Genomic DNA, 14,664 nt, shown 5'->3' with positions numbered 1-14,664 from the left:
GTCGATGGGAAGGTGTCAGGCCGATCGCTCGGCAGGGGCCCGGCTCAGGCGGCGAACTGCCTGCGGCGGTTGCCCGGTGGTGCGGACGAAGGCGCGCCGCATGCGCTCGCGGTCAGAGAAGCCGACTTCCTGCGCGATCACGTCCAGCGAAAGTCGGCCTTTCTCCAGCAGCAGCCTCGCCGCCTCCACGCGCAGGTGTTCCACGGCCTTTGCGGGTGATTGACCGGTCTCCGCGCTGAATGCCCGGCTGAACTGGCGTGGACTGAGCCCGGCGACATCGGCCAGTTCGTCCACCGTCAGCGGATGGCGCAGGTTGGCGTTGGCGTGGTCGATGGCTTTCTGGATCCTGTCGGACTTCGGGTCGAGGTCGAGCAACGTGGAAAACTGCGACTGGCCGCCCGCGCGCCGATGATAGATGACCAGCTTGCGCGCCACCGTGCGCGAGACCTCCGCGCCGTGGTCCTTCTCGATCATGGCGAGCGCCATGTCGATGGTGGCCGTCATGCCTGCGGAAGTCCAGATCGGCCCGTCCACGATGAAAATCTGGTCCTCTTCGACCGCGATCTTCGGGAAGCGGCGCTGCAGGTCATGCGCGAACCGCCAATGGGTGGTTGCGCGCCGGCCATCCAGGACGCCCGCCTGCGCCAGGATGAAGGCGCCCGTGCATGGCGCAGCAATCCGCCTTGCCGTCTTCAGCGAACGGGCGACGAAAGCGGTCAACGCGGCGGAAGTGATGTCGATCTCGACCCCCGAGCCGAACATGACCGTGTCATAGGGGTTGACGCCGAAGGGCTGCGAATCGACCCGAATGCCGGCCGACGACATCACCAGTCCGCCGGTCTCCGACAGCACCGTCACGTCGTAGGCCCGCTCTTCGAGGACGACGTTGGCCAGCTCGAACGCCGTGACGGCCGCCAGGCCCATCAGATAGAAGTTCGGAAAGACGACGAAACCGATCGTGTGCATGGTGATACCCGGGGTCATGTCCTGAATTGACGGTATATATGACATTTGAGACACGGTCAACGGCGAATATGATCGATATCAACCGCATTTCACCGAGTTGCTCATATGGATCGTCGACTACTGATACTGGCGCTGGGCATGTTCGCCATGGGCACGGACAACTTCGTCGTCGCCGGCATCTTGCCCGGCGTGGCGGCTTCGTTGCACACATCGATCAGCATGGCCGGCCTGATGGTGACTTGCTACGCGTTGACCTATGCCGTGGCGGCGCCCGTGATGGCCGCCGTGGCGGGCAACTTGCCGAGAAAGCGGCTGCTGGTGACCGCGCTGGGCGTTTTCGTGATCGGCAACGCCATCAGCGCGCTCGCTACCGACCTCCAGTGGGTGCTGCTGAGCCGGGTGCTGGCAGGCTTCGGCGCCGCGCTGTTTTCGCCGACCGCATTGGGTGTGGCCGCCGCGCTCGCCGCACCGGAGAAGCGGGGGCGTGCGCTGGCCACGGTCACGGCCGGCCTGACGGGGGCCACGGCGCTGGGCTCGCCACTCGGCACCTTTATCGGCGGATTCGGCGGGTGGCGGGGAACGCTCTGGTTCGTCACGGCGCTCGGTATCGTCGCGATGATCGGCGTCTGGACGATGCTGCCGTCCGTTCCGTTGCCAGCGGCCGTCCGGTTGCGGGAGCGGCTTGCTCCCTTGCGTGACAGGCGCGTCGCGCTGACCTTGCTCACGTCACTGTTCGCGTTCGGCGGGTTCCTGATGGTCTACACCTACGCCGGCGTGGTGCTGGCGCGCGTGACGGGTGGCGACGAACGCATTCTGGCTGGGATGTTGTTGGTGTGGGGCGTTGCCGCGACGTTCGGGAACCTCATGGCCGGCCGCCTCGTGGACCGCTTCGAGAGCCGCCACATCATCCACGCGATGCTCTGGGTGGCGATCCTCAACTTCTGTGCGCTGCCGTGGATGGCCGGCCACGCGGCGACGGCCCTGGTTTCGCTGGTCATCTGGGGCATTTGCGGATGGGGGCTCATCGTTCCGCAACAGCATCGGCTCGTCCAGTTGTCCCCGACGACGGCGCCGCTGGTGCTTGCGCTGAACAATACGGCTACCTATACGGGGCTGGCCTGCTCGGGCCTGCTGGGCGGGGTCGTAATCCAGTCGACAGGCGGGCAGTACCTGAGCCTGGTCGCGGCCGTGTTGATCGCCATGGCCTTCGGCTTTGCCATGGCCGCGCATCGAAGTATGGCGAGCCAGCGCCAAGGCATCCGCCCAGCGACGGTCTCCTGACCGCTCGCGACACTCGCGCTTCACTGGAGCCCCCGCCGCACCAGCGGATTTCGTGATTCTCTCTGCATTTTCGGCCGTCACGGCGCACGCCAGTGACGGCTTTCGCACGTCTTCTCCCGTCTGAAAATTAAAGAATCGTCGATTTATCGGGCGGGCTGTCCTCCCTATGATTCGCTCGATTGCAGCGAAGCGTTCCCGACCACGGCAACACGTCCTGCAAACAGGCTGGCCACATCCGTACGCATGTTCGCAATGTCCAGATTCTCAGTCGTTTTACCTCTGCATAGATTCCTTCATGAAAAGCAAACTCCTCTCCGCCTTGATCATTGGTGGCACCGCAATGGCTTCGCAAATGGCTGCAGCCGCCGACGGTACGATCACCTTCACCGGCAACGTCACGGCGCAGACTTGTGCCATCAATGGTGGCGCTACCAATTTCGTGGTTGCCCTGCCGACCGTGTCGGCGTCCTCGCTCTCCGCAGCGGGCAAGACCGCCGGCCGCACGCCGTTCAGCATCGCGCTGTCGGGCTGCACGCCGACCGCAGGCAATGTGCGCACCTTCTTTGAGGCGGGTCCCAACACCGACGCCTCCACGGGTCGCCTGAACCTCACCGCAGGCGGCGCCCAGCGCGTGCAGATCGGCCTGCAGAACGCCTCGGACGAAACCAACATCAACGTCGGTTTCGCCAATGCCCTGCAAAACTCGAAGTCGGTTCCCCTGGCCTCTGGTGCCGCCACGCTGCGCTACTACGCCCAGTACGTTGCCACTGGCGCGGCAACCGCCGGCGCGGCCAATACCAGCGTGATGTACTCCATCGCCTATCAGTAAAGCCGTATCGGGTGGCGCGGTGTCGCGCCACCTTTTCACCCCTTGTTTCCTGAATACCGCGTGCAATCATGATCACCAACCAGAAAATCCGTTCCGTACTGACCGCAGCCGTGCTCGTGCTGAGCCTGCCTGCCGCGTGGAGCGCTCACGCTTCGGTGGTGATCGGCGGCACGCGTGTGGTGTACAACGCCAACGAAAAAGAAGCGACGATCAAGCTTTCCAATCAGGGAAATGCTCCGGCGCTGACCCAGGCCTGGCTCGACAATGGCGACCCCAAGGCCGCGCCATCTACCGTTGAGGTGCCATTTCTGGTCACTCCGCCCGTGATGCGCATTGATCCGAAGAAGGCGCAGACCCTGCGCATCCTCCATACGGCGAGCCACTGCCGCAGGACAAGGAGTCGGTGTTCTGGCTCAACGTGCTGGAAATCCCGCCCAAGGCCGAAGCCAGTGGCGCGAACACCAATCATTTGCAGCTCGCGTTCCGCTCGCGCATCAAGATGTTCTATCGCCCCGCAAACCTGAAGGGCAGCGCACTGGACGCTCCGGGGCAGGTGGCCTGGCGGTTGGTGGCATCCGGCAATCAGTTCAGCCTGGAAGCCCGCAATCCGACCTCGTACCACGTTTCCTTTACCGCGCTGGAAGTGAAAGGCAGCGACGGCAAGGTCGCCAGCTTCGATGACGGCGGCATGGTGAACCCGGGCGAAACCCAGGTGTTCCCGCTCAAGGGCGACGTCACGCCGTCCGCAGCCCCCAAGGTCCATTACACCGCCCTCAATGACCATGGCGGAGCGGTCACCGGCGAAGCCGCCGCGACCCACTGAATAGCGGCGCTTGCCGGCGAAGCTGTCGCCGCGCAGGACGCCTCCAACGTATCCCCTATCTAGCGTTTTTGCGATGCCGCCATACGGCAGGGGATCGGCTTGTCTGAATTTGTGATGAAGATCCCCGTGTCCCACCAAAAACAACCCCTCGCATCCCGTTTCCGCCTGCGTCCGACCATGGTCTCGCTCGCGCTGTTCACCAGCGCCTCGGCGTGGGYGGATGGAATGGCCACCCCTAGCGCTGGGGAGGTTGCCTTCAACGATATCTTCCTGCACCAGCCCGGTCACGGGCGGGTGGATGTCGGCCGCTTCAGCAAGGGGAATGCGGCCGTACCGGGTACGTACCGGGCGGATCTGCATGTCAACGAAGTCTGGCTGGGCCGGACTGAGGTTGTCTTGCGCCAGGCCGGCGCAGCAAACGAGGTGCATCCGTGTTTCGATCGCGCCCTGCTCGAGCGCATCGGCGTGGACCTTGCCGCGCTGACGCCGGAGGCCAATGCGCTACTGGACGATGCCGCTGCCTGCCCGACGCTCGCGCAACTGGTGCCGGACGCTGTCGCGCACTTCGACAGCAGTGAGCAGCGCCTCGATCTGAGCCTGCCGCAAGTTGCCATGAGCCGCCAGCCGCGTGGCTACATCGACCCGAAGTATTGGGATGAAGGTGTGACCGCAGGACGCCTGCTGTACAACGCCAGCGTTTATCACAATAGCGGGCAGGGTTTTTCCGCCACGCAGGGCTTCGTCGGGCTGAATGGCGGCGTGAACGCGGGCGCATGGCGTTTTCGTCACAACGGCAGCCTGACCCACCACGAACGCACCGGCACCCGCTACCAGGCKACGCAGACGTTTGTCCAACGCTCGCTTGCTTCCATCAAGAGCCAGCTGGTCTTTGGCGATGCCTACACCGATGGCACCATGTTTGACAGCGTGGGCTTTCGAGGCGTGCAACTGTCGAGCGACGATCGGATGTATCCGGAGTCGCAGCGCGGCTATGCGCCGGTGGTGCACGGCATCGCCAGCAGCAATGCCCGGGTGGAGATCCGCCAGAACGGCAACACGATCTACGAAACCAACGTCGCGGCCGGCGCCTTCGAGATCAACGACCTGTACCCCACCGGCTATGGCGGCGACCTCGAAGTGGTGGTGACGGAGGCCGATGGCAGCGTGCACATCTCGAAGGTGCCCTATGCCGGCGCGGTGAATGCTCTGCGGCCGGGCGTGACCCGCTATGGCGTGGCCGCGGGCCAGTATCGAAGCGCCACAAGCAATGGCAAGCCGCTGATGATGCAGGCCACCGTGCAGCATGGCTTCACCAACCTGATCACAGGCTTTGGCGGGGTGACGGTTGCGCAGGACTATGCGGCCGGCGTGATTGGCGCCGCGCTTAACACCCGCTTTGGTGCGCTGGGCGCGGATATCACCCATGCCTCCACGCGGCTGCGCAACGAGCCGGACCGTCATGGGCAGAGTGTGCGGCTGAGCTTGAGCAAGCTGGTGGAACCCACCAACACCAACCTGACGCTGGCCGCCTATCGGTACTCCACGGGCGGGTATCTCAGCCTCGCGGATGCCGTCGCCCTGGGCGATCTGGACCGGAAAGACATGGGCGTGGCCTTGCACGGCACCCCACGCGGCCGGCTGCAACTGGTGCTGAACCAGGCGCTGCCGGGCGGCTACGGCAACTTCTACGTGAGTGGATCCACCCAGGACTACTGGCGGCGCAACGGCCGCGATACACAGTTCCAGCTTGGCTATAACAACAGCTTCCGGCGGGTCAACTATGGTGTCTCTGCCGCGCGCCAGTTCGACGTGAACACCGCCAGGTGGAACAGTCGCGTGATGCTGAGCCTGGGCGTTCCGCTGGGCACGGCCACGCAGGCACCGTACTCGACGACCAGCGTACAGACCGGCTCGTCGGGGCCTACCTCGGTGAACCAGTCGGTGACTGGATCGTACGGCGTCGACAACGCATTCAGCTACGGCTTGAATGCCGGGTACACCGGAGGGGGCAGCGCGAGCCATGCCACGAGCGTCGGTGCGAACGCGTCGTATCGGTCGACACTGGCCGCGTTCACGGGCGGTGCCAGCAAGAGCAACACCTATACCCAGGCATCCGCCGGTATCTCGGGCGGCGTTGTTGCCTACAGCGGCGGCGTTGTCCTGACGCCGAGCCTGGGCGACACCCTGGCGATCGTCGAAGCGAAGGGTGCATCCGGTGCACGGGTCGGGGGCGGCAATGGCTTGCGGGTGGATCCGTGGGGGCGTGCGGTGGTGTCGAGCCTGATGCCGTTTGCCCGAAACGAGGTGGAAATTGATCCCAAGGGCCTGCCGCTGGATGTCGAACTCAAGTCGACGCTGCAACAACTCGCCCCGACCGCCGGCGCAATCGTGAAGGTGTTGTTCGAGACGGCGAACCCCGGCCGGGCCGCCATCGTGCGCGTGCGGACGGCGGATGGCAAGCCGGTGCCGTTCGGCGGGGAAGTGCTCGACGCCGCGGGCGAATCGGTGGGCATGGTGGGGCAGGGCGGGCGAATCATCGTCCGTGGCCTGCAGAGCGATAGCGGCGAGTTGACGGTGGCTTCGGCCGATGGCGCGGGGCAGGCATGTCAGTTCAGCTATCGACTCCCCGCGCTGTCCGATGCGCGCAACGCGATCGGCATCGCCACCGTCGATGCGCAATGCCTGTAGCCGCGCGGCTTCGGCCCGCAATCGCCGCCGGAAAGCCGGAGGCAAATGCCAACAGCGGAGGATTTTTGATGTCAGTCATTACAGCAGCAAAGCTTGGGCGGACGATGGTGATCACCGTGGTGGCATGGCTGGCGCTTGCCCAGGGGCAAGCCCACGCCCAGGGTCTCACGTGTAACAGTCCCAATCCTGCCGTGTTCAATTTCCAGCTACCCGTGGGGACCTTCGCGGTGCCAAGGGATGCGCCGGTTGGCACGCGCATTTCCCCGTGGACCAGCAGACAAACCGCGGGCAGGCAGACGTGGCGATGCACTGTGCCGGCGGACGTGAACATCGGGCCGGCTTATCGGGCAGGGCTGCCGCGGGCCGGGCAACTCCACTATTCCGAGGGCGGGGAGAATTTTCCGGTCTTCACCACGAATGTTCAGGGGGTTGGACTGGTGATCGGCGTCAATTCAGGGGCTGGGGGCAATTGGTATGGCGGCGATAACGCGAGGCTGCACGGCGTCCCGACAAATTGGGAGGTTGCCGTCGGGACAACAAGCAGTAGCCGCCAACCCATTGGGTTTGGGACGCGAATGAGTTTCGCATTCGTCAAGACCGGGCCGATTACAGCCGGCGCGGTGAATCTTCCGGGTACTGTCCTGCAGGTCGGCATTGACGCAATGTACGACGGGAATCCGCAAGCCATCGTCGATGTGAGGGCAAGTGGCAGCCCCACCTTCTCCGAAGTGGCCTGTACCACGCCCAATGTCAACGTGAACATGGGCACGCGGTCGCACACGGATTTTCAAGGTGTGGGGTCCGCCGCGCCCGCCACCGCGTTCACCATTGACGTCAACAATTGTCCCGGGGGGCTGAATGGCATCCAGTATCGGGTGGATGCCGTCACCCAGGTACTTAATAGCGCCAATTCAGTGGTGGCCCTCGATGGGAATTCGAACGCGCAGGGCATTGGCGTGCAGTTGCTGGATGGCGCCGGTGCCGTGCTGCCGCTCGGGGTGGATAAGCCATTCACCGGATATAACCGCACGTCTGGCGGAAGCTACAAGATTCCGCTAAAGGCACGCTATTACAAAACTGGCGAAGTAATAAGGGGAGGCACCGCCAATACGGCAATGACCTTCACCATGACTTACCAGTAATGCATCAAAAGCAGGTAAATATGTCAGTGATTAACACAAGAACCCTCCTTCGCACGACAGGAGGCGCCGTGATGGCGTGGTTCGCCCTCGTACAGGGGGAGGCCCAGGCCGTGTCGTGCGACAGTCCCAACCCCTCGGTGTTCAACTTCCAGCTGCCCTCGGGTAACTTCGGGATAGCGCGGGATGTGCCGATCGGCGCCCGCATTTCTCCGTGGACAGGCATGCAGAGCATGGGCCGGGAGGTGTGGACCTGCATGCTGGCGGCGTATCGGCCTGCGGGGCCGTACTATCGGTCAATCCTCCAGCAGTCTGGGGTGACATTCATTGAAAATGGCGTGAATTACCATGTCTACAATACCAATCTACAGGGCGTTGGCCTGGTTATCGGTGTGAATTCAGGGACGCGGCGCGAGTGGTATGGCGGTGACAACGCGAAGCCTGTTAGCGTGCCGCCGACCTGGGGCATTACCATGGGGACGACGAATCCCGGCGCGACACGGATGCAATGGGGGACGCGAATGAATTTCGCCTTCGTCAAGACCGGGCCGATCAGGGCCGGCACAGTGAGTCTGCCGGGCAGGGTCGCACAGGCTGGCATCGAGGAGTTCCACAAGCAGCTTCCCATGGCTGGCGTGGATGTCACAGTGAGTGGCAATCCCACGTTCTCCGAGCTTGCCTGCTCAACCCCCAATGTCACGGTGAATATGGGCACGCGCTCGAATATGGATTTTGGGGGGATCGGATCGCCCGCGCCCGCCACGTCGTTCGCCATCGACGTCAACAACTGCCCGGCGGGGATACAAGGCATTCAGTATCGACTGGATGCTGTCACGCGGGTTCTCGACGCCGCGAAATCGATCGTGGCGCTCGACAGCAACTCAACCGCGCGGGGCGTTGGCGTGCAATTGCTGGATAATGCCGGCGCCATACTGCCGCTCGGCGCGAACCGATCATTTACTGGCTATAGGCCCACGGCTGGCGGAAGCTACCGGATTCCCTTGAGGGCCCGCTATCACCAGACCGCCTGGGCGATAACCGGCGGAACTGCGAATACGGCGATGACCTTTACCATGACTTACCAATAGCGCGCGGCGGGAACGTGTGGCACGCCACGTAGCCGTGGCGGTGCGGCCTGTTATGCTCTGGACGTGACATCTCGTCGATAGGCCCCAATCCCCGTGCCGCGCCTGACCCYGAATCAATACCGACTGCTGTTCTCGATCTGCGCGGTGGCCGTGCTGGTCCTGTCGCTGCTGCCGCTCTCGGTGCCACAGCCGACCACGGGCTGGGACAAATCCAACCATCTTCTCGCCTTCGGGGTGCTCGCGCTGCTTGGCTTGCGCGCCTGGGCCGGCCGCATGGCGGCGGTGCTGGCCGGCCTGATGGCCTATGGCGTGCTGATCGAATGGCTGCAAGGCATGACGGCGACCCGCTCGTCCGACTGGCATGACCTGGTCGCCGACGCCGCCGGGCTGGCGCTGGGCCTGCTGGTGCATGCCGCACTGACGCGGGTCTGGCCCAGTCTGTCGGCCCATCGGAATGAGCCCCGGGCCTGACGCGCGCCGGGGTCAATTATCGAGCGATTCCAGCGTGTAGCTTGCGCCGGTATCCTGACCGAGCAAATCCACCAGCAGCGGCATCGCCTCCTCGATCGTCTCCTTGAGCCGCCATGGCGGGTTGACGATGAACATCCCGCTGCCATGCAGGCCGAGCCCGCCTTCCACCGGATGCTTCACAGTCAGCGTCACATGCAGCCAACTCTTCAGCGGCAGGCGCATCAGTTGCGCCGGCAGTTGGGTCGATTCGCGCCGCTGCACCTGCGGATACCAGATCGCATAAACGCCAGTTGCAAACCGTTCGAGGCTGTCTTCCAGGGCCTGCACGGTACGCGCGTAGTCCTGTTTGTCTTCGTATGAGGGGTCGATCAGCACCAGCGCGCGGCGCGGCGGCGGCGGCAGGATGGCCTTGATGCCATTGAAGCCGTCGCCGTCGTAAAGCATGACTTTGCGGCCCGCGCCGCGGAAATTGTCGCGCAGCACCTGGATCTCGGTACTGTGCAGCTCGAACAGCCGCAGGCGGTCCTGATCGCGCAGCATCTGCCAGGCCAGCCATGGCGAACCCGGGTAGTGACGCAGGTTGCCGTCCGGGTTCTGGGCGCGCACCTGGTCCAGGAATTCGTCCAGGAACGGGGGCAGGGTCTGGCCATCGGCGGCAGCCTGCCAGATGCGCGAAATGCCGGTTTCGAACTCGGCCTTCTTCTGCGCGTAGGCGTGGTCCAGCGCGTAGAGGCCGGCGCCGGCATGGGTGTCGATGTACCAGAACGCCTTGTCCTTCTGCGTCAGGTGCTCCAGCAACTGGACCACGACGGCGTGCTTGAGGACATCGGCATGGTTGCCGGCATGGAAGGCGTGGCGATAACTGAGCATGATGAGGCGGGATAAAGCGGGATGACGGCGCGCAAGCGTCGGCGAAAAAGGCGTCGGCGGGCGCGTGGCGCGAAGGGCGCTATGCTACCATCCGCCGCCCCCGGAAGCCCGTTTTACGGCCCGTTCCTGCGGCTGTTGCCGTCCGAAGTGTCCCGTCCGCCGATGCCTGCCATGCCGCGTGCCCTCGAGTCCGCCGAGCCGATCCTCTCCCCCGACGGCATTCCCTTTTCGCCACGTTACGACGACGTTTATCACAGCGCGGAAGGCGGGCTGACGGAGGCGCATCACGTGTTCCTGGGTGGCAATGGTCTGCCCGGCAACTGGGCGGGGCGCGACCAGTTCGTGATCGTGGAAACCGGATTCGGGCAAGGGATGAACTTCCTCGCCACCTGGCAAGCCTGGCGCGACGATCCGCACCGCTGCCGTCGGCTTCACTTCGTTTCCGTTGAAAAACATCCATTTACGCGCGATGGACTGGCGGCGCTGCATGCCGGACTCGGCGATTTGCTACCGCTCGCCGAACCGCTGCAAGCGGCCTGGCCCGATGCGCTGCCGGGCTTGCATCGACTCGAATTCGAAGGCGGTGCGGTCACGCTGACGCTGGCGCTGGGCGATATCGACGCAATGCTGCCCAAGCTCGCGCTCGGCGCCGATGCGTTCTATCTCGATGGTTTCTCCCCATCCCGCAACGCGGACATGTGGTCCGAAACCGTCTTCCGGGGGGTATCCCGGCTGGCCCGGCCCGGCGCCACGCTCGCTACGTACACAGCGTCCGGTTCGGTGCGGCGCGGCTTGCAGGCAGTCGGGTTTGAGGTCGACAAGGCGCCCGGTTTCGGCGGCAAGCACGACATGACAGTGGCGCGCTTCGCCCCAGCCTGGAAGAACCGGCGCCATGCCCCGACACCCGCTGCGGAGTGGCGAGAGCGTCACGCCATTGTGATCGGCGCGGGGTTGGCCGGCTGCGCGGTCACAGAGCGGCTGGCAGCACGCGGCTGGCGCGTGACGCTGTTCGACGCCCATGATGGCCCGGCGCGCCAGACCTCCAGCCATCGCGCGGCGGCCATGCACGCCCATGTGTCGCCCGACGAAAGCCAGCTGTCCCGGCTCTCGCGCGCCGGCAATCTTCATGCGCTGCGCGCGTGGACGGCCCTCGCGGCGGCGGGGCACCCGGTGAACTGGCACGGCTGCGGCGTGCTCCAGATCGGGGAGGGTGATGCCGATAGTGCGGCCCAGCAGGCGGCGCTGGCCACCCTGGGCTTCCCCGAATCGTTCGTCAGGTGGATGGACCCCACCGAAGCGGCTGTGCGCCACGATGCCACGGTGGCGCGCGGCGGGCTCTGGTTCCCGCGTGGCGGATGGGTGGCGCCGCCCGACATCTGCCGTGCCCAACTCGACAAGGCCGGCGCGGCCCTGGATGCGCGGTTCAACTGCCGGGTGGCCGCGATCGAATATGTGGATGGCGCCTGGCAGGCGAGGGCGGCCGATGGCAGCGTGCTGGCTGAGGCGCCGGTCCTGGTGCTGGCCAACGCCCATGAGGCCGAACGGCTCGTCTCCAACCGTTTTCTGGCCCTGCGCCGGGTGCGTGGACAGCTGACCGATCTCTCCCCGGCGCAGGTCGCGGCGATGGGTCGCTGGCCCGACTGCGTGGTGACCGGGGGCGGCTACCTGCTGCCGCAGGCCCCGGAGGGCGGGGCGCGCATCGGCTCGAGCTATGACGCTGACGAAGGCCCGCTGGCCGAGCGTCCCGAGGTCCACGCCGCCAACCTGGAGCGCCTCGCCACGCTGCTGCCGGACCGTGCCGCCGACATCGCCCATCTCGATCCCGCGCAGTTGACCGGCTACGTCGGCGTGCGCACGGTGACGCACAACCGCCTGCCGCTGATCGGCCCCCTCGCGGATGAGGCGCAGGCGCTGGCCCGGTCCGGGCCACTGCGCGGCGCCCACCTGCGGGACCTGCCCCGGATGCCGGGGCTCTACGCGGCACTTGCGTATGCGTCGCGCGGCCTCACATGGGCCGCACTGGGCGCGGAGTTGATTGCCAGCCAGATCGAGGGCGAACCGTTGCCCATCGAGTCGGATCTGGCTGATGCCGTCGACCCCGCCCGGCTGCTGCTGCGGGCGCTGCGGCACGGCAACACGGCGGACGCGCCGGCTATCGATCCCGGGGCGGCCTCGGACGCGTCAGGGTAAAAACTGCCGGAAGCGAACAAAAACCGTGCGATAATCCCCGTTTTCCGTTTGCGCGGAAGCCCTTCGTTCGCGTCGGGATTCCGTAGGTTTCACTGGCCGCGGCCAGGCCGGTGCGCAGGCGGTTGCGCTTAAAACTACATTTCTGGATTGGATTAACGACCATGTCGAACGTCATTGAAAACCTCGGCAAGCTGGACCGTAAGGTAACCCTGGCTATTCCCAAGGCCGAAGTGCAGAAGGAAACCCAGGAACGCCTGGTGCGCCTGTCGAAGACGGTGAAGATGTCCGGCTTCCGCCCGGGCAAGGTGCCGATGAAGATGGTCGAGAAGCAATATGGCCAGCAGGTCGAGTTCGAAGTGCGCTTCGACAAGGCCGCCCGCAAGTTCTTCGACATCACGCAGGCCCAGGACGTGAAGGTTGCCGGCCAGCCCAAGTTCGACCTGAAGACCGACGGCGTGTCGGAAGACGAAGTGGCGTTCGAAGCCACCTTCGAGGTGTACCCGGAAGTCAAGCTGGGCGACCTGGCCACGGCTGAAGTGACCCGTACCCAGACGGAAATCGGCGACGCCGAGATCGACAAGACCATCGACATCCTGCGCAAGCAGCGCGTGCACTACCACGTGCGCGGCGAAGCCGGCGCCCATGGCGACGGTGGTGCCGATGACGCCGCCAAGAATGGCGACCGCGTGACGCTGGACTTCGTCGGCAAGATCGACGGCGTGGAATTCCCTGGCGGCAAGGCCGATGACTTCGCATTCGTGCTGGGCGAAGGCCGCATGCTGCCCGAGTTCGAGCAAGCCGCGCTGGGCCTGAAGCTGGGCGAGAGCAAGACGTTCCCGCTGGCCTTCCCGGCCGACTACCACGGCAAGGAAGTGGCCGGCAAGACTGCCGAGTTCACGATCACGCTGAAGAAGGTGGAGTGGGCGCACCTGCCGGAAGTGGACGACGGCTTCGCGAAGTCGCTCGGCATCGCTGACGGCAGCGTCGAGAAGATGCGCGCCGACATCCGCGAAAACCTCGAGCGCGAAGTCAAGCGCCGCACGCACGCCATGCTGAAGGACCAGGTCATGGAAGCGCTGCTGAAGGTGAGCGAGCTGGACGTGCCCAAGGCCCTGATCGAACAGGATCAGGAACGCCTGGTGGAAATGGCCCGCCGCGACCTCGAGCAACGTGGCATGCCGAACGCCAAGGACATGCCGATTCCGGCCGAGATGTTCACCCAGCAGGCCGAGCGCCGCGTAAAGCTGGGCCTGATCCTGGCCGAGATCGTCAAGGCACACGGCCTGCAGGCCAAGCCGGAGCAGATCAAGACGGAAATCGAGGACTTCGCGAAGAGCTACGAAGACCCGAAGGAAGTCATGCGCTGGTACTACGGCGACCAGCAACGCCTGGCGGAAATGGAAGCCTACGTGCTCGAAAACAACGTGGTAAATTTCGTGTGCGACAAGGCCAAGGTCACGGACAAGTCGGTGTCGTTCGAGGAACTCACCGCCGAGACCAACGCGCAGCAAGCCTGAGCGTTCGCATGACCGGATCGCGCCGCACGAATTGCGCGGCGCGCCCCGGTTGCGCGGCATCCGGCTTGGCGCGCAAGTGCTGGCCGGGGCCGATTGGCGCATTCCCTGAATACCTGGAGAACCTGCATGACCCGCAATGATTTGCTTGACCGTCTCGCCACGACGCAGGCCTCTGCTCTGGAAACCCAGGGTCTTGGGCTGGTGCCGATGGTTGTCGAGCAGTCCGGCCGGGGCGAGCGCGCGTATGACATCTACTCGCGCCTGCTCAAGGAGCGCGTGGTGTTCATGGTCGGCGAAGTGAACGACCAGACCGCAAACCTGGTCGTGGCCCAGCTGCTGTTCCTCGAGAGCGAGAATCCGGATAAGGACGTGTCGCTGTACATCAACTCGCCCGGCGGTTCGGTATCCGCCGGCCTGGCGATCTACGACACGATGCAGTTCATCAAGCCCGACGTGACCACGCTCTGCATGGGCATGGCGGCGAGCATGGGCGCCTTCCTGCTGGCGGCTGGCGCCAAGGGCAAGCGCAGCGCGCTGCCGAACTCGCGCATCATGATCCACCAGCCGCTGGGCGGCGCGCGTGGCCAGGCCTCGGACATCGAGATCCAGGCGCGCGAGATCCTGTACCTGCGTGAGCGCCTGAACAGCATCCTGTCGGAAGTGACCGGCCAGCCCGTCGAGAAGATTGCCCGCGACACCGATCGCGACAACTTCATGAGCGGCGACCAGGCCGTGGACTACGGTCTGATCGACAAGGTCATCTCGCGCCGCGGTTGAGCCGACGCCGGTGTGTCGGAGCGGG

12 protein-coding genes and 1 pseudogene are annotated in these 14,664 nt (G+C 64.9%); 11 read left to right on the top strand and 2 right to left on the bottom strand.

The window, feature by feature from the left end; all coding sequences use genetic code 11:
- Positions 1-15: 15 nt before the first annotated feature.
- Positions 16-966, bottom strand: coding sequence for a GlxA family transcriptional regulator (locus AC1DP9_RS04130; RefSeq protein ID WP_477106693.1), 951 nt, complete (start codon positions 964-966; stop codon positions 16-18).
- A gap of 105 nt (positions 967-1,071) precedes the next feature.
- Between AC1DP9_RS04130 and AC1DP9_RS04125 the strand changes: the two genes are divergently transcribed.
- From AC1DP9_RS04125 to AC1DP9_RS04090, 8 genes and pseudogenes are all read left to right on the top strand, one after another.
- On the top strand, positions 1,072-2,247 hold the full coding sequence (locus AC1DP9_RS04125; protein WP_477106692.1) for an MFS transporter: 1,176 nt from the start codon (positions 1,072-1,074) through the stop codon (positions 2,245-2,247).
- A 295-nt stretch (positions 2,248-2,542) separates the two neighbouring features.
- A complete protein-coding gene (locus AC1DP9_RS04120) occupies positions 2,543-3,076 on the top strand; it encodes a fimbrial protein (protein ID WP_092293065.1) in 534 nt (177 codons plus the stop codon).
- A gap of 68 nt (positions 3,077-3,144) precedes the next feature.
- Positions 3,145-3,539: pseudogene (locus AC1DP9_RS04115) on the top strand (fimbria/pilus periplasmic chaperone); the annotation flags it as partial.
- Positions 3,540-3,575: 36 nt separating this feature from the next.
- Complete coding sequence (locus AC1DP9_RS04110; protein WP_477106913.1) at positions 3,576-3,899, top strand: fimbrial biogenesis chaperone; 324 nt, start codon at positions 3,576-3,578, stop codon at positions 3,897-3,899.
- 114 nt (positions 3,900-4,013) lie between these two features.
- Positions 4,014-6,587, top strand: a complete 2,574-nt coding sequence (locus AC1DP9_RS04105; protein ID WP_477106691.1) for a fimbria/pilus outer membrane usher protein — start codon at positions 4,014-4,016, stop codon at positions 6,585-6,587.
- Positions 6,588-6,655: 68 nt separating this feature from the next.
- The gene (locus AC1DP9_RS04100) at positions 6,656-7,729 is read left to right on the top strand and encodes a fimbrial protein (RefSeq protein WP_477106690.1); all 1,074 of its coding nucleotides are present in this window, start codon (positions 6,656-6,658) and stop codon (positions 7,727-7,729) included.
- 71 nt (positions 7,730-7,800) lie between these two features.
- Positions 7,801-8,814 (top strand): fimbrial protein, encoded by a 1,014-nt coding sequence (locus AC1DP9_RS04095; RefSeq protein ID WP_477106689.1) that lies wholly within the window; start codon positions 7,801-7,803, stop codon positions 8,812-8,814.
- 93 nt (positions 8,815-8,907) lie between these two features.
- Positions 8,908-9,285: a VanZ family protein gene (locus tag AC1DP9_RS04090; protein ID WP_477106688.1), complete on the top strand. Its 378-nt coding sequence runs from the start codon at positions 8,908-8,910 to the stop codon at positions 9,283-9,285.
- 12 nt (positions 9,286-9,297) lie between these two features.
- Here the strand turns inward: AC1DP9_RS04090 and AC1DP9_RS04085 are convergent, their stop codons facing one another.
- Complete coding sequence (locus tag AC1DP9_RS04085; RefSeq protein ID WP_477106687.1) at positions 9,298-10,155, bottom strand: 23S rRNA (adenine(2030)-N(6))-methyltransferase RlmJ; 858 nt, start codon at positions 10,153-10,155, stop codon at positions 9,298-9,300.
- Positions 10,156-10,326: 171 nt separating this feature from the next.
- Here AC1DP9_RS04085 and mnmC point away from each other — a divergent pair, with 171 nt between their 5' ends.
- The 3 genes from mnmC to clpP all read left to right on the top strand — a co-directional run bounded on the left by mnmC (position 10,327) and on the right by clpP (position 14,639).
- Positions 10,327-12,345, top strand: a complete 2,019-nt coding sequence (gene mnmC / locus AC1DP9_RS04080; protein WP_477106686.1) for a bifunctional tRNA (5-methylaminomethyl-2-thiouridine)(34)-methyltransferase MnmC2/FAD-dependent 5-carboxymethylaminomethyl-2-thiouridine(34) oxidoreductase MnmC1 — start codon at positions 10,327-10,329, stop codon at positions 12,343-12,345.
- Positions 12,346-12,506: 161 nt separating this feature from the next.
- Positions 12,507-13,862 carry a trigger factor gene (gene tig, locus AC1DP9_RS04075; protein ID WP_092293075.1) on the top strand — a complete coding sequence of 452 codons (1,356 nt, stop codon included), beginning with the start codon at positions 12,507-12,509 and terminating at the stop codon, positions 13,860-13,862.
- 126 nt (positions 13,863-13,988) lie between these two features.
- Positions 13,989-14,639, top strand: coding sequence for an ATP-dependent Clp endopeptidase proteolytic subunit ClpP (gene clpP, locus AC1DP9_RS04070; protein WP_092293077.1), 651 nt, complete (start codon positions 13,989-13,991; stop codon positions 14,637-14,639).
- Positions 14,640-14,664: the final 25 nt, after the last annotated feature.

Source organism: Cupriavidus sp. 01L43, assembly GCF_056399925.1.
The sequence above is the reverse complement of the archived record's forward strand: the minus strand, read 5'-3'. Positions and strand labels throughout refer to the sequence as shown.